The 18,419-nt window shown below is 39.5% G+C and carries 15 protein-coding genes; 10 read left to right on the top strand and 5 right to left on the bottom strand.

Annotated features, from left to right (window positions below):
- Nucleotides 1-32 precede the first annotated feature (32 nt).
- The 3 genes from mutL (at nucleotide 33) to AC33VI_RS18865 (ending at nucleotide 4,444) form a co-directional block, all read left to right on the top strand.
- Nucleotides 33-1,739 carry a DNA mismatch repair endonuclease MutL gene (gene mutL, locus AC33VI_RS18875; protein WP_491783804.1) on the top strand — a complete coding sequence of 569 codons (1,707 nt, stop codon included), beginning with the start codon at nucleotides 33-35 and terminating at the stop codon, nucleotides 1,737-1,739.
- 84 nt (nucleotides 1,740-1,823) lie between these two features.
- A complete protein-coding gene (locus tag AC33VI_RS18870) occupies nucleotides 1,824-2,948 on the top strand; it encodes a phosphotransferase enzyme family protein (RefSeq protein WP_491783803.1) in 1,125 nt (374 codons plus the stop codon).
- A gap of 17 nt (nucleotides 2,949-2,965) precedes the next feature.
- A complete protein-coding gene (locus tag AC33VI_RS18865) occupies nucleotides 2,966-4,444 on the top strand; it encodes a diadenylate cyclase (RefSeq protein WP_491783802.1) in 1,479 nt (492 codons plus the stop codon).
- Between the two features lie 13 nt (nucleotides 4,445-4,457).
- On the opposite strand, the gene AC33VI_RS18860 is transcribed toward AC33VI_RS18865, so the two are convergent.
- On the bottom strand, nucleotides 4,458-4,715 hold the full coding sequence (locus AC33VI_RS18860) for a DUF1816 domain-containing protein (protein WP_491783801.1): 258 nt from the start codon (nucleotides 4,713-4,715) through the stop codon (nucleotides 4,458-4,460).
- Between the two features lie 452 nt (nucleotides 4,716-5,167).
- On the opposite strand from AC33VI_RS18860, the gene AC33VI_RS18855 reads away from it, so the two are divergent.
- A complete protein-coding gene (locus tag AC33VI_RS18855; RefSeq protein ID WP_491783800.1) occupies nucleotides 5,168-5,764 on the top strand; it encodes a hypothetical protein in 597 nt (198 codons plus the stop codon).
- Nucleotides 5,765-5,797: 33 nt separating this feature from the next.
- Here AC33VI_RS18855 and fabD read toward each other — a convergent pair whose 3' ends face one another.
- From fabD to AC33VI_RS18835, 4 genes are all read right to left on the bottom strand, one after another.
- Nucleotides 5,798-6,700 (bottom strand): ACP S-malonyltransferase, encoded by a 903-nt coding sequence (gene fabD, locus AC33VI_RS18850; RefSeq protein WP_491783799.1) that lies wholly within the window; start codon nucleotides 6,698-6,700, stop codon nucleotides 5,798-5,800.
- A gap of 206 nt (nucleotides 6,701-6,906) precedes the next feature.
- Entirely contained in the window at nucleotides 6,907-8,058 is a 1,152-nt protein-coding gene (locus AC33VI_RS18845; protein ID WP_491783798.1) for a CO2 hydration protein, read from the bottom strand.
- A 44-nt stretch (nucleotides 8,059-8,102) separates the two neighbouring features.
- A complete protein-coding gene (locus tag AC33VI_RS18840) occupies nucleotides 8,103-9,554 on the bottom strand; it encodes an NADH-quinone oxidoreductase subunit M (RefSeq protein WP_491783797.1) in 1,452 nt (483 codons plus the stop codon).
- Nucleotides 9,555-9,677: 123 nt separating this feature from the next.
- Nucleotides 9,678-11,573 (bottom strand): NAD(P)H-quinone oxidoreductase subunit F, encoded by a 1,896-nt coding sequence (locus AC33VI_RS18835; protein ID WP_491783796.1) that lies wholly within the window; start codon nucleotides 11,571-11,573, stop codon nucleotides 9,678-9,680.
- Nucleotides 11,574-12,598: 1,025 nt separating this feature from the next.
- Between AC33VI_RS18835 and AC33VI_RS18830 the strand changes: the two genes are divergently transcribed.
- From AC33VI_RS18830 to AC33VI_RS18805, 6 genes are all read left to right on the top strand, one after another.
- Nucleotides 12,599-12,910: a carbon dioxide-concentrating mechanism protein CcmK gene (locus AC33VI_RS18830; protein ID WP_096721602.1), complete on the top strand. Its 312-nt coding sequence runs from the start codon at nucleotides 12,599-12,601 to the stop codon at nucleotides 12,908-12,910.
- A gap of 61 nt (nucleotides 12,911-12,971) precedes the next feature.
- Nucleotides 12,972-13,310 carry a carbon dioxide-concentrating mechanism protein CcmK gene (locus AC33VI_RS18825; protein WP_019504423.1) on the top strand — a complete coding sequence of 113 codons (339 nt, stop codon included), beginning with the start codon at nucleotides 12,972-12,974 and terminating at the stop codon, nucleotides 13,308-13,310.
- Between the two features lie 21 nt (nucleotides 13,311-13,331).
- A complete protein-coding gene (gene ccmL, locus AC33VI_RS18820) occupies nucleotides 13,332-13,640 on the top strand; it encodes a beta-carboxysome shell vertex protein CcmL (protein ID WP_491783795.1) in 309 nt (102 codons plus the stop codon).
- A 97-nt stretch (nucleotides 13,641-13,737) separates the two neighbouring features.
- Nucleotides 13,738-15,783 (top strand): beta-carboxysome scaffolding protein CcmM, encoded by a 2,046-nt coding sequence (ccmM, locus tag AC33VI_RS18815; RefSeq protein WP_491783794.1) that lies wholly within the window; start codon nucleotides 13,738-13,740, stop codon nucleotides 15,781-15,783.
- Nucleotides 15,784-15,897: 114 nt separating this feature from the next.
- The gene (ccmN, locus tag AC33VI_RS18810; RefSeq protein ID WP_491783793.1) at nucleotides 15,898-16,590 is read left to right on the top strand and encodes a beta-carboxysome scaffolding protein CcmN; all 693 of its coding nucleotides are present in this window, start codon (nucleotides 15,898-15,900) and stop codon (nucleotides 16,588-16,590) included.
- Between the two features lie 602 nt (nucleotides 16,591-17,192).
- The coding region (locus tag AC33VI_RS18805) for a ribulose-bisphosphate carboxylase large subunit (protein ID WP_491783792.1) at nucleotides 17,193-18,419 on the top strand (1,227 nt) is incomplete at its 3' end.

Here is an 18,419-nt window from a genome sequence, read left to right as displayed (position 1 = left end):
TAGTACCATTTAGCCAAACAAAGCGGGAATATATGCCGTCAGAAATTCAAACTCTACCAGACGAGGTGATCGACCTCATTGCTGCGGGAGAGGTCATTGATTCTTTGGCAGCAGTAGTAAGAGAATTAGTCGAAAATGCTTTGGATGCGGGAGCTACCAGGATTGCGATCGCTTTAGATCCAGAGTCGTGGCAAGTGAGAGTTAGGGATAATGGTAGGGGAATGTCCTTAGAGGATCTTCGAGTTTGCATTCAACCCCACAGCACCAGTAAGATTCGTACTCGCCAGGATTTATGGCATATTACTAGTTTGGGTTTTCGAGGGGAAGCTTTGCACAGTATTTTGCAAGTGGCAGATTTGGCTATTTGTAGCCGTACTAAAGATAAATCCGAACCTATCGGCTGGAAAGTAGTTTATCGAGAAGGAAAAGTCATTGAAGAATCGGCAGTGGCTATTGCCCCTGGAACTGTTGTTACCGTGTCTAATTTATTCGGTAAAATCCCCGTGCGTCGTCGTGGTTTGCCCCCTTTTCCCCAGCAGTTGAAAGCAATTCAAAAACTAATTCACCAGATAGCCCTGTGTCACCCTCAAGTTACTTGGAAAATCGAACAAAATAATAGCTCTTGGTTTAATATTAGTCCTGGGACAACTGCTAGAGAAGTAATACCCCAGTTTCTCAGGAAAGTTAACAGCAGCGACTTTGAATATATTCGAGAAGAAATTCCTACCCCCTCAGACAGAGAAGATATGACAACCTCGGCGATCGAATTAATTATGGGTTTGCCAGATCGCTGTCATCGCCATCGCGCAGATTGGGTTAAGGTATCGGTCAACAATCGTTTAGTGCGATCGCCCGAACTAGAACAGACTATTTTAAATAGTATGGCAAGAACTCTACCCCGCGATCGCTATCCCGTCTGTTTTTTACACCTCCACACTTGTCCCAGTCAAATTGATTGGAATCGCCATCCCGCCAAAACGGAGATCTATCTTCATTCTTTACCCTATTGGCAAGAAACAGTTAGTAAAGCGATCGATAAAGCTTTAAAACTAAATAACAATCATCTTCCCGATGAAGTGGGCGATAGTCGTATCAAAAAAATATTACGAGTTGCGGAAGCGTCGGGAAAATATCAAATCGATCGGGATTTGGCAGAAAACCTATCTGATAATTCTTTTTCCCAACAAGAGATTAATCCTCTAAAACTCAAAGCAGTCGCTCAAGTTAATCAAACCTATATAGTTGCCGAACATCCTTCTGGAGTCTGGCTAGTCGAGCAACATATCGCCCACGAGCGAGTATTATACGAACAATTACAAGATTGTTGGGAATTAGTTCATCTCACAACCCCAATTACCCTGGAATATCTTCGACCAAGACAAATAGAACAGTTACAAAGGCTCAAAATTGATATCGAATTATTTGGCGAAAATATTTGGGCGATCCGCAATGCACCTAAAGCCCTAGCAGAAAGAGACGATTGCCAAGAAGCCTTAATCGAATTAAGTTGGGGTGGAGATCTGCAATCCGCTCAAGTAGCTACTGCCTGTCGCAGTGCAATTCGCAACGGTACGGTTTTGGATTTAACTCAAATGCAAAATTTACTCGATCTTTGGCAAGCTACCCGTAATCCTCGTACTTGTCCTCACGGTAGACCAATTTATCTTTCTTTAGAAGAATCTTCCCTCTCTCGTTTTTTCCGTCGTCATTGGGTAATTGGTAAGAGTCACGGAATTTAATTTCTAGTTTATTTCAGATCGGATATCTTGTCGGTGAGTAGTAATGGCTTAAAATGGGGAACTGTCGAGAAAATTTAGGAGGATATGGCAAGCAATTTTGAAAACATCAATAATACCCAGCTTAACTTAATCGCGATCGCCAGTAAATTCTCATCAAAGAACAAAATTACTGGAATCAAGCAATATGGTAATGGTAATATCAACAATACTTTTTTAGTTATTCAAGATACTAATCCTGCTTTTATTCTGCAACGCATCAATACCAGCGTATTTTGTCAGCCAGAATTGGTTATGAACAATATGTGCGTATTGTCAGACTATGTTACTCAAAAACTCAAACAAATCGATTTAGGTGGCAGACGCTGGCAAATTCCTCAAGTTTTATCTACTTCTCAACAGAAAAATTGTTGGATATCAGAAGACAACTCTTTTTGGCGTGCTATCAGTTTTATCGATAATTCCCAATCTTTTGACACTATTCAAGATTTGCACCATGGAAGAGAAATTGGCTATTGTTTGGGTATGTTTCATAATGTAGTTAACGATCTGCCTTTAAATAAGTTAGCCGATACTTTAGAAGGTTTTCATATTACCCCTGGATACCTAAAACACTATCAAGCAGTTATTCAAGAGCGAAAACTGCCCCACTCTCCTGAAGTAGATTATTGCCTTAAATTTATTAGCGATCGCCCCAAGCTGCCTTATATTCTAGAATCAGCTAAAGCAGCAGGAAAACTTCAACTCCGAACTATTCATGGCGATCCGAAAATTAATAATATTATTATCGATCGCGACTCCAAACAGGCTGTAGCAATGGTCGATTTAGATACGGTCAAACCTGGTTTAATTCATTACGACATTGGTGATTGTTTGCGATCGGGTTGCAATCGTCTGGGGGAGGAAACCCAGGAATGGGAACGAGTTTCTTTTGATACCGAACTAGCAGAATCGATTTTAGCAGGATATTTATCTGTCGCCCAAGATTTTTTGACAGATTGCGACTGGGAATATATTTATGATTCGATTCGTTTGCTGGCTTTTGAATTGGGATTGCGATTTTTTACCGATTATTTATCAGAGAATGTTTATTTTGCAGTCGATCGCCCCCAACATAATTTACAAAGGGCTTTAATTCAATTTCAACTGACTAAAAGTATTGAAGAACAAGAATCCACAATTCGTCAAATTATCCAAACTTTAACCAAATAAGTCAAAAATCCCTGTCGATGTTTATCTGGCAATGGCAAGATACTTTTATTAATGCAGTTACAAATCTTCTGGAAAATATCTTTCAAACTTTAGAATTGTCCCTTGACTGCAATATATTTGCGATCGCTATTCCCTTATCTAGCACCCAAAAGGATAAAATTCTGCTCCATCCCGAACACTGCGGTTTTACAGGAAGTGAATTCCAACAGGTTTTTCAGCAAGCAGAAGAAAATTTCAAGGGCGATCCAGAACAATTATTCTTTATGAATGCCCCTCATCTAAATCGCGCCCATAGAGAATCTTTGTACCCCAAAGCATTACGCAATGCCCTTCAGTCGCTCCTCAACCATGGCGAGCGAGTTAAAAGACAAACTTCTTTTTGTAGCTTCCCCATCCCCAAAAATCAATATTGGATTGTTACAGTTATTCAACTAGACCGAAATAGCTTCGATCGCCAATATCAACTTACCAAACAAGAACACGAAATTTTATCTCAGCCCAAGCGCAGAATAGATCGCTGTTTTTTAGAAGCAATAGTTTACCGTGTCTTGAAAGAAAGCGAATTAGAACTACAAAAACCATCGGAAGGGAATACTACATCTTTAGCTAATAGCGAGCGAGTGATTGAAGATGCTGCTTCTAGTTTGCTCGGGTCGATCGAGTTACATATTAATAAGATCAATAAAATAGATTTACTATCTTTTGCCAACGCCATTGCTGCAGAGCGTTATGAAGGGGCAGCCAGTCAAGGAAGACTGATTATCTGTCAAACCAATCATCCCGATATTTTAGCCAAGGTTAAATTAAAAAATCCTGTCGATGTCTATAACTATCGTGGGATTAGAAAACTATTGGAAGTTTCTGGCAATCAGATGGCTTTACTTTGCGATATCGAAACTGTTTGGGGTTTGGGCATTCCCCTCGATACCTATCAACCGAGTTTAGAAAATTTATTTGAAATCCGATTTTCCGAACACCACACTTGGGAATTGGTTCATGCCAACAACATTATGCTCAGAGTCAAATACCGACAACCAAGATTGCCCAGACCGCGTTTTGACAGGCAATTGTTTTACCATCGTATTTGCCAACTGTTTCAAATCGATAATCTCACAGCTAAAAGATTGATTACCGCCGTAGAAGCAGCAGTAAAACAACGTCACGGGACAATGCTAGTTATTACTCCCGAAGCTCAACCAGAAACTGCCAGACTCGCCTCTCAGTGTATTGCGATCGACCCCGTAACAATTACCAAAGAAATTATCTCTCATGTTTCTAGTATTGATGGTGCGATTTTAATCTCTCCCAAGGGCATAATCTATTCTTTTGGTGTCATTCTCGATGGCAAAATTACTAAAAATGGCAACCCCTCCAGAGGGGCGCGATACAACTCTGCAATTCGTTATGTGGATGGAGAAAGAAACCGCAATGTCAATTGTTTGGCTTTGATTGTTTCGGAAGACGGTTATGTGGATCTTTACCCCAATAACCCTTAAAATCCTTTCCCGATCAAAATAATTCTGCTTCGCAGATAGTTAATTCAGGAGGCTGAGGACATTGTTCTAGCTCAACATGAATCCCTAAAGCTTCTGCTGCCATTAAGTCTTCTATATAGCCTGCCTGAGAACCTTTTGCTTCTATAGGGTTATCAAAAGGGCCAAAATAATAAGTACACTGGGGTACTTTGGTGGTTATTTTTAACCAGTAGGGATGTTTTTCTTTTTTTTTGAGACCCAGTAAGCCAAGAAATTTTGTAGCTAAAGACATAATAAACTGTAATTGAGAGCAGAGCTATGGATAGATTTTTTAAATAATTATGGAGTTAAGTTAAACAGATTTGTCCAATCTTGAAAATTGTTACATTTAATTAAATATACATTTATATAATTTATTCATACATACTGTTCAATTTGGACTGTCTCTTAGAAGCAAGAGACGGGAATCCTATTGTACGTATCTTTAGTTGATTTTGGTGTATTGTGAATAGCAAAATCGAGTCTATTTGTGAATAGAAAATTATTTTTGTAGTTTGAAGATTTTTTTGGCAAATGAAAATAAGTTTTCCACAATTTTTAACTTTTCTTTGGTAGTTAAAGATAATTATCTATAGTTATGTTTTTAATTTGAGACAGTTTCCCAATCGATTATTTTCCGAAATTTCTGTCAGCTAATAATCAACTAAATCGAGTCTATAAGAATAATCTAAAAATATATAATTGATGTCCTTAGAAAAATTATCTTTACTAGAATGTGCGGTAAGTTTACAAAGCGATCGCGCTCGATTACCCAACCCATCAGAGATCGTAGAAATTTTACTAGATCTGGAAAAATCAGCCAAGAAAGAAAATGCCAGTTATAGTATTTCCAGTCTAGTTGGTTGTTGGAATTTAAGATTTATTACTGGAACAAAAAAATCTAGAGCCAGGGCAGGAATCGTTCTAGGTGCGGGGAAATATATACCCCAGCTAGTTAAAATCCAGCTTAGTTATCAAGCAAATTCTCAATCTAATCTCAATCGCGGTCAAGTGAAAAACTCAGTTATTTTGGGTGGAATAAATTTATCTTTATCTGGACCAGTTAAGTTGGTTGGTAAAACTAATAATATCTTGGCTTTTGATTTTACTAAGATGACAATTAAGCTTTTGGGCTTAAAACTTTACGATGGTTATCTGAAAAATGGCAAAGTTAAAGAAGAAGAATTTTATACAACTAAAATTAAGCAACAAGCCTTTTTCAACTATTTTTTAATTCAAGATAGTTTAATTGCTGCCAGAGGAAGAGGAGGCGGACTAGCTTTGTGGGGTAGAAGTAACTAAAGCGATCGCCGATCGCTTGATTGTGGTTTCCAGTTAAGATGTTAATACTAAAGTTTTGGCATTTAATTGTTCTAACGTACCCAAAGTCTCTAACTCGATTTCGCGACAGGTTCTTTTAATCAAACCGCATAATGCCTTTCCAGGGCCTACTTCTACGACGTTAGTAACTTTTAGTGCCGACAATTGCAACATTATTTCGCGCCAACGTACCGAACCAGTCATTTGTTGTGCCAATCTTTGTTTCAGCTGGATGCGATCGGTTGTAGCAGTAGGTTCTACATTAGATAAAACTGGAACTGTTGCATCCTTAAATTCTACTTTTTCTAAGACGCTCATAAATTGCTCCGATGCCTGTTGCATCAAAGGAGAGTGAAATGCTCCAGAAACGTTAAGCATCACTACCCGTTTGGCTTTGATATTACTAATAACCTCATCTACCCCTTCAGGAGTACCAGAAATAACTACTTGTGCTTGGCTATTGTCATTAGCTAAGACTGCGTTATCGGTTTTGGCTAACACTTCTGTCAATTTCTGGCGATCGAATTTCATTAATGCTGCCATTTTTCCTCCAGCAGCACTATCCATCAATTCTGCTCGCTTTTGAACCAATTTCAGTCCCGATTCAAAATCAAATACTTGGGCTGCATAGAGAGCTACGTATTCTCCTAGGCTATGACCTGCTACTAGGTCGGGCAAACTGCCTCTTTCTGCTAATAGGTCTACCAAAATTGATTCGATAACATATAGGGCTGGTTGAGTATAGAGAGTACGAGCCAAGGTAGTTTCATCTTTCTGGCAAATGTCTAATACAGACCAACCTAGTATTTTTTCCGCAGTTTCAAATCTAGCTTTGGCAAGGGGAATATCTTGCAAATCTACTCCCATACCCGCTATTTGAGAACCTTGTCCTGGAAATACCCACGCTGTCTTGATCATTGATTGGAATTATATTTTTTTGTTTACTGAAAATTGCTGATACTATAAAAAATGTTTTTTTTGATTAACTTCTTAAGATTTTTTTAATAAACAGCTAAGGTCAAATTATCTCATGTTTCCTATGGTATTGCCGAAAAATTTACATTTCACATCCACAAATATAATGTAACTTTGGTAATTCTGCATAGACCAAGCTAGCAAATTATTTAGACAACAGTTGTTTTGCCGTTGACCTTGGTAACTTGAGATTCTAAGATTCGACTTAACCAACCCTGGAGATATTTACGGTTAGCAGCTTGCTCTTCGGGTTCTTGAGTATCTAAAGCATGGGGAGCAAGCCCTTTAATAGCAGCAGTAGTGACGCAAAACATAGATTTTTGAAAGCTCTCGCAGATTTTAATTTTAAGATCCCCTTCTCCTCGGATACTATTGGTTTGATAAAGCTCGCTCAAATAGTCGGGTAAAAAATGACGCATATCTTGCATCAAAAGAGTAGGAGGAATTCCCGCTCCACCAATAGGCAAAGGATCGGCAAATAATGCTCCGTAGTTAAACATTCCAGGATCGTAAGGAATTTCATAAGCTTGAGCGTTGTAAGAAACCGTTCCTGTAAAGGGAGTCCCCCTAAAAAAGATGGCTTCTACATAGGGTACGGCTGTATCGGTCAGAAAAGTTAAACCAGCAGATTCGGGAATAATGTTAAATTTTTCTTGACCTACTTTAACGGTATAAGTAATCGGTCTAGCTGCATCGGCGACTAAACCATCAAGAATAAATTGCACTACATCGGGAATGCACTTAATTTCCCCGCGATTGTAACTATCGGCAAGATTGATAAAAATATCGCTCATCACTCGCCAAAACTGTCCCAGTCCGCTATAGTATGCCATTTGACGCATTTGTTCGGGTAAAAAGTCGGGGAAAGCTTTGTGCAGCAAGATCATCAAGGGATTGTACTTGTAATAAGCCTGAATTAATTTTTCAGTTTCCGCTGCAAATTCGGGAGTATCTAAGTAGGCATCCAAACCGCCACCGCCATGCCAAAACATTGTTTTCATGCAATATTCAGCATATTCATAATTAATGCGATCGTGCCAAATGAACTTAGCTACCTTTTGAGTACTTACATCTCCATTAAAGTATTTAAAAAAAGGAAATAGTTTTAAAAACTGAGTATTGGCAATGTAGCAAAGATTGACGGAATAGGCATCTAGTACCACGCCATAGCTTTTGAGAATGCCGACTACTTCTACCAGATTTTGAGGAGAATCGTCTAGTAAAGCATTCCCTGTTTCTAGTCTGGCAATATACTCCTCAATGAGGGATGATTTGGAAGATTTAACGGGAATAGTAACCATGATTTTGCGTCCAGTTGATTATTTACTCGTTCAATATTTAAAATTTAGCTACCAGTCAAAAGAGCAATCGCTTGTACTTCACTCCAATGGGTTACCCAATCTGGCTTGAGGCCAAAAGCAATAATCAGTAGTAACAGTACAAATGCAGGAGCGTGTTCTTTCCATAGTACTGGGGGAATCTGGGTCAGGCTTTCTGTCAAACGACCAAAAAATACTTTATTGATGACTAATAAGAAATAAACCGCTGTCAAACCAGTTCCCACCAAACATAATAGAGTGGGGACGGGAAAAATAGCAAAACTAGCTCTAAACACCAAAAATTCGGAAATAAAACCTACCATTCCAGGTAAACCAGAACTTGCCATCACGCCCAAAATCATCATGCCTCCTGTCACGGGCAAACCTCTTTCGGGATTGAGCAAACCCCTCAAGTAATCTACATCTCGCGAGCCAGTTTTCTGGTAAACCATCCCTACCAACAAGAATAGAAAGGCGGAAATAAGACCGTGACTGACCATTTGAAATACCGCAGCAGTCATGCTCAACCTAGTAGTAGCACTGGCAGCTAGCAGAATATAAGCCATGTGGGCAATAGAAGAGTATGCCACCACTTTTTTCATATCCTTTTGAGCGATCGCGCAGGAAGCTCCATAAAGCGCGCTAATTCCAGCTAAGATCGACATCCAGGGAGCAAGATAAACCCAGCCATCGAGAAACATACCCACCGCAAAACGTAACAAGGCATAAGTACCGAGTTTTAATAATACCCCAGCTAGCAATACCGATATGGGGGTTGAAGCCTGGACGTGAGCGTCGGGCAACCAAGTATGAAAGGGAAAGATCGGAATTTTAATAAATACACCCACTAGTAGAGGGGCGAGCAACCACAACTGACTGGTCAAAGAAAGAGTATGCGATCGCAAGATTTCATAGTCAAAGGTACTTTCTCCCGTCACCCAAACTAAACCGAGAAAAGATGCCAGAACTAAAATTCCCGAAAGAGCAGTATAAAGCAAGAATTTCATTGCTGCATAGCCTCTCCTCTGACCACCCCAAATGGCAATCAAGAAGTATAGGGGAACTATTTCTAATTCGTAGAACAAGAAAAAGAGTAATAAATCTTGAGCTAAGAATGCCCCCACCGCACCAGCATTCAGCAAAAATAACATTGCATAGTAGAGTCTGGGTCTTTCTATAGTCGGGCTAGTGGCTAAAATAGCAATTAATGTCAAAAGACTATTGAGCAACACTAAAGGAAAAGAAAGACCGTCTATAGCGACGTGATAGTTTAAACCAATCCATTCAATCCAAGCTATATTTTGAGAAAATTGAACTCCTTCCTGTTGAAAATCAAATTGCCAACAAACAACTAAATTGATAGCTAAAATAATTGCTGCCGTTACTAGAGAAAAATTGCGGGAGTTTTTTTCCGTTAATGATGTCAAGCCAATAATAGCAGCACTCATTAGGGGAATAATAATTAAGGCACTGAGCATGATGAATTTAAGTAGTCGTGCAGATTTAATTGGATATTTTGGGTGGGGACTAGGGATTAGGGATTGAGGTAGTAGGTGGTAGGTAGTAAATAAAACTAAGAACTAAAAACTAACAACTAACAACTACATCACAGAAGACCAATAATTTGTCACTATCGACCATTGACCGTTGAGCATCGACCACAGCAAGATACCCACACCAATTACGATGGTGGCGATATAAAACTGAGACTGTCCAGTGGTGTTATATTTGAGGGCATTGCTACTAAAGATTGTCGCCAAACTTACCAAATTGACCGCACCATCAATAATGTAACGATCTACCCAAGAAGTAAGTTTCGCCAAATTAGACACTACAGCAATAACCGTAACTTCATATAGCTTTTCCACATAAAAGTCGTAAGCTAATAAATCTTGCACGAAACGAAAGGCAAAATTGCTAGATCTCGACCAAGCTCGACCCACAGGAATTGTAAAGCCTACCAGACAGCCAACGACACCAGATCCGACTAATAAAGGTAAAGCATACCGAACAATTAATTCTGGCTCGGGCAAAGCTAGAGGTCGGTTGGGACTCAGCCATAAAGACCACTGCAAAGGGGCAGAAGCAGCAATTATGGTAACAATAATCATCGCCACCATCGGCACGGACATTTGCCAAGGAGCTTCGGGAGCACGACGAGTTTTGATTTGGGGTTTACCTAAAAAGATTACTCTAAATAATCTAGTTAAATTGATCGCCGAAAAAACATTAACAAACATTACAATTGCCAGCAGCCACCAATCTACATCCCAAGTACCATTAAACCATCGCTGATAAGTCCAAAAGATCCCCAATGGTGTAAAAGATAATAATCCTGCCGAGCCAATTACAAAAGATAAACTAGTCGCAGGCATTCTCGACCACAAACCACCCATTTCACTAACGTTTTGATTGTTAGTTGCTAAGATTACCGAGCCAGCACTCATAAACAGTAAAGCTTTGGCAATAGCATGAGCAAACAACAACAAAAAAGCTATATCTACTTGCCTGAGACCTACGGCAATAAAGACCAATCCCATATAAGCACTAGTAGAATGAGACAAAGCCCGTTTAATATCGATTTGAGCGATCGCCATCAACGAAGTACCAATAGCTGTGATTGCACCTATAACGATTAAGGCATCGGCAGAAACAGGAGAAAGAGTCGTCGCTGGTTCTAATTTGATTAAGACATAAGCTCCCGCCGAAACTACAATTGAGTTACGCATAATTCCCGCAGGATTAGGTCCTTCCATTGCTTCATCTAGCCAAAGATTGAGAGGAAATTGAGCGCATTTTCCAATTGGCCCAGCAATTAACGCTAAACCCAACAAGGCAGCTACTCTAGGCTCTAGTTCGTGTACTTCTACCCAGCTTTCAAGTTGAGAAAAATTTAACCCTTCTCCATAAGTGGAAAGAGCTACAATACCCATCAAGAGAGCGATATCTCCCACCCTTTTAGTCAGGAAAGCATCTCTAGCTGCGGTCACTACTAGAGGTTGAGCGTACCAAAAGCCAACTAAGAGATAGGTAGAAAGGGTTAAAGCTTCCAGAAGACAATAGCTTAAAAGTAAAGAATCGCTTAAAGCCAATCCGACTAAAGCAGCTTCAAAAAATCCCATCAGGGCAAAAAAGCGAGCCAGAGACCAGTCTTTTTCCATATAGCCTAAAGCATAAATTTGTACGAGCAAACTAATGCCAGTAACTAACTCCACTGCACCAAAACTAACGGGAGATAATTCGATAGAAAGAGTAAGGTCTAAATCTGCTACTTGTAACCAATGAAAAACGAATTGTTGGGTTGGTCTAGTCCAGACTAGATTGAAGATAATCGAGCCATGAATAAATGCCACCACAGTCATTAAAATATTAATGTAAGCTGCGGGGCGAGGCCCTGTTTGGCGAATAATACCTAAAGACCAAGGTAAGGTTACTAAAGCACCTACTAAGCTATATATAGGTACAATCCAAGAATAGTTTACTAAAAAGTCAGTCATCAAAACTGTTTGGGAAATTACAACACCAATTTGTATATTTAGCAGTTAATTAGTCATAGGAACTTGTCAAAATTTTTGATAGTCCAGCTAATTGTTATTTGTCTTTTGATTAAAACCCCATTTTATCAGCGATTGCCGTGCATTTTTTAGTTAGTTTTTTCTAGATTCAATTCATTTATAACTTATCCAGTTAAATTATTTTGAAATTGCATTCGGATAATTGTTAAATAAAATTAAATATACTTTGACTACAATTCACATTTATGTCTATTGTTTTTGAAGACAGTTTTTTCTTCAAATACAAGATCTAAATTAATATTTTAAATACAATTGTATTTTACAGAAATATAGATTTAAAATCGGTTATGTGCATGGAAGAAATATTAAAAACAATGTTGGGAATTTTTCCGAGTAATTAATCTTAAAATACAGGAGCAAAGATCATTAGTTGGGATGGATTATCCAAACATCAACGGCAACAGTGAAATAGAGCGAAATGTTAACAATGTTCATAACCTTGATTGACTACATTAGGATTGCCGATAAAAAGCAAGTTAAAAATAACAGGTATTAATTCTGATTAACAATCAAATTAAAAAATATAATCATATTTTATGTTGTCAAAGGACTCAAGGTTATTTATGCTTGATAATGGATGGTAAATTAGCAAGTGCCAGAATTTTTTTAGCCATGTTATTGATGGCGACAGTTAGTTTTGTCGTCAAACTCAATTCTGGCAAGAATTAAGAGAACTCATAATTTAACAAGAGCCTGAACCATTCTCAAAAATGCGATCGCGTTTTTTCGAGCGAACAAACAAAACTACAGTAACTAGGTTAACTAGTTTAACCTGGGTCTGTTGTACCTAAACAAGCAAAATGGACTTCTTATCTGTAAAAGGTATATAGTCGCGCTTTGATTAGCCGTTTATCGATTCGACAAATAGGCTTTAAGTCTCAAAATCAAACAACAGTTAATTAATTAAATATAATTAGCACTCGTGCTGATTATAAAGGAGTAAAAATATGTCAATTGCAGTCGGAATGATTGAAACCCTTGGTTTTCCTGCGGTAGTAGAAGCAGCAGATGCCATGGTGAAAGCAGCCCGCGTAACCCTAGTAGGCTACGAGAAAATTGGTACTGGTCGCGTAACTGTAATCGTTCGCGGTGATGTATCTGAGGTACAAGCTTCTGTTGCTGCTGGTACGGAAAGTGTAACCAGAGTAAATGGCGGTCAAGTTCTTTCTACTCATATTATTGCTCGTCCTCATGAAAACTTAGAGTATGTTCTTCCCATTCGTTATACCGAAGAAGTCGAACAATTCCGCACTTATTAATAATTTTTGAAGAAAGAAATTATACGTAACAGATCTCAATCAACAATTCAGGAGTAAAAATATGTCAATTGCAGTCGGAATGATTGAAACCCTCGGTTTTCCTGCGGTAGTAGAAGCAGCAGATGCCATGGTAAAAGCAGCCCGCGTAACCTTAGTAGGCTACGAGAAAATTGGTACTGGTCGCGTAACTGTAATCGTTCGCGGCGATGTATCTGAAGTACAAGCCTCCGTTGCTGCTGGTACGGAAAACGTCAGTCGAGTCAATGGCGGTCAAGTTCTTTCTACTCATATCATCGCTCGTCCTCACGAAAACTTAGAATATGTTCTGCCCATTCGTTACACCGAAGCTGTAGAACAATTCCGCGAGAGCGTTAATCCTCGTCCTCTAAGAAGACCATAATTTTAAATTAGGCAACGTGGTATGCAAATAGCCCAAGTTCGCGGGACAGTAGTTAGTACTCACAAAGTCCCTAGCATGAGAGGAATCAAGCTGCTTTTAGTTCAATATATTAATGAAGAAGGACAGCTTTTGCCTAAGTATGAAGTGGCAGGAGACCTGATTGGTGCTGGGGTAAGTGAGTGGGTTTTGGTTAGCCGAGGTAGTGCAGCACGGGTTGAAGCAGGTCAGGAATCCAGACCTTTGGATGCCACAGTAGTGGGCATTATTGATACGGTCAATGTAGAGCGAAATGCTCTATATAGCAAGAAAGAAGCAGAACGTTTGTTATAAAGCCAACAAAGCCAGAGATATTAAGTCAAAGTCCCAGAACATTGCCCGATTGATTGGTCGCGCAGATGGTTGAGATAATTTAGGAGGAAGAAAAATAATGGTAGTCCGCACTAAAGCGGCTCCCCCAACTCCCTGGTCGAAGGACTTGCGAGCGCCACAAGTAGATGATAGTGCTTATGTGCACTCTTTTTCTAGATTGATTGGGGACGTAAGGGTCGGAGCAAATGTGTTTGTTGCTCCAGGTAGTTCGATTAGAGCCGATGAGGGTACGCCTTTTCATATAGGAGACAGCACTAACATTCAAGATGGAGTCGTCATTCACGGTCTAGAAAAAGGTCGAGTGGTAGGCGATGATGGTAATGAGTATTCTGTCTGGATTGGTAAGAATACTTGTATTACTCATATGGCACTGATTCACGGTCCAGCCTATGTCGGCGACGAATGTTTTATTGGTTTCCGTTCTACGGTGTTTAATGCCAAAGTAGGAGATGGTTGCATTGTAATGATGCACGCTCTAATACAAGATGTAGAAATTCCTCCAGGAAAATACGTCCCTTCGGGAGCGGTAATTGTTAACCAGCAACAAGCGGAACGTTTGCCCAATGTGATCGATAGCGATCGCTCTTTTGCCCATCATGTTGTGGAGATTAATGAAGCTCTTTTAGCTGGCTATCGTTGTGCTGATGATGATGCTTGCGTTAACCCCCAAGCCTATGAAATCCCCGAACTAGAAGAGGTAGATGGAAATCTGACTTCGGATGTCAATAATGAGAATGATTATATAAATTCAGTAGGGAATATGAGTTTAAGTTCAGATATTAGAACCCAAGTGCGATCGCTGTTGGCGCAAGGCTGTATCATCAGCACCGAACACGCTAACCAAAGACGTTTTAGAACCAAATCTTGGCTTACAGGCAGTCAAATTAACAGCAAGAAAGAAAGCCAAATTGTCGCTCAATTGGAGTCTGCACTTCATGAATATAGTGGAGAATACGTCAGGCTGATTGGAGTTGACCCCAGAGCAAAAAGAAGAGTAGCTGAAGTAGTTATCCAACGCCCTGGAGACACCCCAGGAGAAGGAACTGTTAAAACAGTCAACACTCACAACAATGGTAGAAGCCGCAATGGTAGAAATCGTTCTGGCTATAGCAACCGCTCCAACGGAAACTTGGATAGTAGCATCGCTCAACAAATAGATAGTTTAGTCGCTCAAGGCTGCAACATTGGTATCGAGCGTGCCAACAAGCGTCGTTTTAGAACTAAATCTTGGCTTACGTTAAAACAAGTAAGTGGCAGCAAGGTATTCCAAGCGATCGAACAAGCTATCTCCGAATACCCTAATGAATACATTCGCGTAATTGGTGTAGATGCCAACGCTAAAAGAAGAGTAGCTGAAATTATTGTTAGTCGTCCAGGAGAAGCTCCCATACAGTCTTCTTCTAGTTCTTCTAATTCCTACAGTAATGGTAGTAATTCTAGCTACAGTAGTAATGGTGGTGGCGGAAGATTGGGTTCTAAGATAATTCAAGAAATTCGCTCTCTTTTGGCTGCGGGCTTTAAGATCGGTACAGAACACGCTAACAAACGTCGTTTCAGAACTAAATCTTGGCAAAGTTGCTCTCCCATTGAAAGCACTCGCGAGTCTGATGTAGTAGCTGCCTTAGAAGCTTGTCTGGTAGAGCATTCTGGCGAATACGTGAGAATGTTAGGTATCGATACTCAAGCCAAACGTCGAGTTTCTGAAGTTATCATCCAACGTCCAGAGGATTCTCCTGTAGCTTCTTCTAGCTCTAATGGTTCTAGCTATAGCACCAGTAGTAACAGTTATAGCAGCAATAGTGGCAGTAATGGTTATGGTAGTGGTAATGGTTATGGCAACCATAAATTAGATCCAGAGGTTCTTCAGGAATTGCGTTCTCTGCTTTCGGCTGGGTTCAAAATTGGTACGGAACACGCCAACAAACGTCGTTTTAGAACTAAATCCTGGAATAGCTGTTCTCCCATCAACAGTCGTCATGAATCTGATGTAGTAGCTGCTTTAGAAGCGTGTTTGGCAGAACACTCTGGCGAATACGTTCGCATGATTGGCATCGATCCCAAAGCCAAGAAAAGAGTCGCAGAAACAATTATTCAACGACCATAATGCCGATTAGAGGTTGCGTTTATCCCTAGAGGACAAAGGAATGGTTATTTTCTCCATGCTTTCAGCTAGGTGGCAATAGCCTTTCCCGCGCCCATAATTTTCATAAAATTCTCAATGATTTATCTACCACCCCCGCAACCTGTTTTAAATAAAGATATACGTATTAGTGGTGACGTAGAAATCCATCCCACCGCGTCTTTAGCTCCAGGAGTTATTCTGCAAGCTGCTCCTAATTGTCGTATTATCATCGGTGCTGATGTTTGCATTGGTATGGGAGTAATTGTTAATGCCAGTCAGGGTTCTGTCGAAATAGAGAGTGGTGCTATTTTGGGTTCTGGGGTTTTAATTATTGGTACTTGCAAAGTTGGTAATAATGCTTGTATTGGAACTGCGGTTACTATTTTTCAAGTAAATATCGAACCAATGACAGTTATCGATCCAGGTTCTGTTTTGGGAGATAATTCTCGCAAGCTAAAAATTGAACCACAACCCCAAGCAGACAGGCAAAATACTCAAGAAGAGGTTGTTGAATCTCAAACAAATTTTGGTTCTAAAAATGGAAAATTTGATAGTAGTAGTTTTCAGAATAACGTTCAAAATACTGGTTTCCAAGCTACTCCTTCAAAAGTAGAAACTTCAAATTTAGAAAGTAATCCTACTCAAGCTTCTGTAGAAGAAAATACAATTGAAACCGAAAATAAAAAACCAAAAGATCCAGTAGTAGGTCAGGTTTATATCAATCAGCTTTTAGTAACTTTATTTCCCAATAATAAGGATTTGAATCCCGATGCTAAGAAATTGGAATAAATTTTCTAAAAAGTCCCTTCAAAAGGTTATTTATTTGAATTAACAATTTTAAAAATAGTTTTATTAACCGATAGTACAATTTTTTTAGATCTCGACACTGATTAATTTGAGTGTCGTTTTTTTTATTTTATGATTGGTTAAAAATCTCTATTTTATTGAAAATACAAGCTTATAGAGCTTTAAAGTTAAATTATTAACTACTTAAGAGCATTATTAAAAATAAGCATATTTACTCATAAAGTAATTTTTAAGTGAATTAAAAATACGACAAAGTATAAACAATAAAGAAAATATTAATAATTCTTAATCAAGGTAATGATATGCTCTAATACTCATTAGTTAAACTAATCTGTCGTAAAAAATAATCCAATCATAGTTGGAATAAAAAACCTTAGAAAAGAATAACATTCATGTTATTCTATAAACATAAGAAATTGCGAAGAAAAGTGGCTGTTTAAAGCTACATAGAGCAACGAATTTTATTTAAAGACCGCGAAATATCTTTCTACTGATTTTTTTTTAACGGTGTAGAGTCTGGAAGATTTGATGACTCTAAATGAAAGTAAAAGTTAAGCGTTTTATTTATGGAGGAATGACCGATAATGGCAACTAAGACAGGTGCTGGATTTAAGGCTGGCGTACAAGACTATCGCCTAACTTATTACACCCCAGACTACACTCCCAAGGACACAGACCTTTTGGCTTGTTTCCGCATGACTCCTCAGCCTGGCGTGCCTGCTGAAGAGTGTGCTGCTGCGGTAGCTGCTGAATCATCTACTGGTACTTGGACAACAGTATGGACTGATGGTTTGACTGACCTCGATCGCTATAAAGGTCGTTGTTATGAAGTAGAACCTGTTCCTGGTGAAGACAATCAGTATTTCTGTTTTGTCGCATATCCTATGGACTTGTTTGAAGAAGGATCTGTAACTAACATCCTGACTTCTTTGGTCGGTAACGTATTTGGTTTCAAAGCTCTACGGGCATTGCGTTTAGAAGACATTCGCTTCCCCGTAGCTTTATTGAAAACTTTCCAAGGACCTCCACACGGTATCACTGTAGAAAGAGACTTATTGAACAAGTACGGTCGTCCTCTATTGGGTTGTACTATTAAGCCTAAATTAGGTTTATCCGCGAAAAACTATGGTCGTGCGGTTTACGAATGTCTTCGTGGCGGTCTTGACTTCACCAAAGACGACGAAAACATTAACTCTCAACCTTTCATGCGCTGGCGCGATCGTTTCTTATTCGTACAAGAAGCAATTGAAAAAGCTCAAGCAGAAACTAACGAAGTTAAAGGTCACTACCTAAACGTTACGGCTTCTACTTGTGAAGAAATGATGAAACGTGCTGAGTTCGCTAAAGAAATCGGTACTCCCATCGTTATGCACGATTTCTTGACTGGTGGCTTCACTGCTAACACTACATTGGCAAGATGGTGTCGCGACAACGGTGTCTTGTTACACATTCACCGTGCAATGCACGCAGTAATCGACCGTCAAAGAAACCACGGTATTCACTTCCGCGTATTGGCTAAGTGTTTGCGTCTATCTGGTGGCGATCACCTTCACTCTGGTACTGTTGTGGGTAAACTTGAAGGAGAACGCGACATCACTCTAGGTTTTGTAGACCAAATGCGCGAAGATTATGTAGAAGAAGATCGTTCTCGCGGTAACTTCTTTACCCAAGACTGGGCTTCTCTTCCTGGTGTAATGCCTGTTGCTTCTGGTGGTATCCACGTATGGCATATGCCCGCCCTAGTTGAAATCTTCGGCGATGATTCTTGCTTGCAGTTTGGTGGTGGTACTTTGGGTCACCCTTGGGGTAAC

Source organism: Waterburya sp. (assembly GCF_058530065.1).
This window is presented reverse-complemented; position numbering and strand designations above follow the sequence as displayed.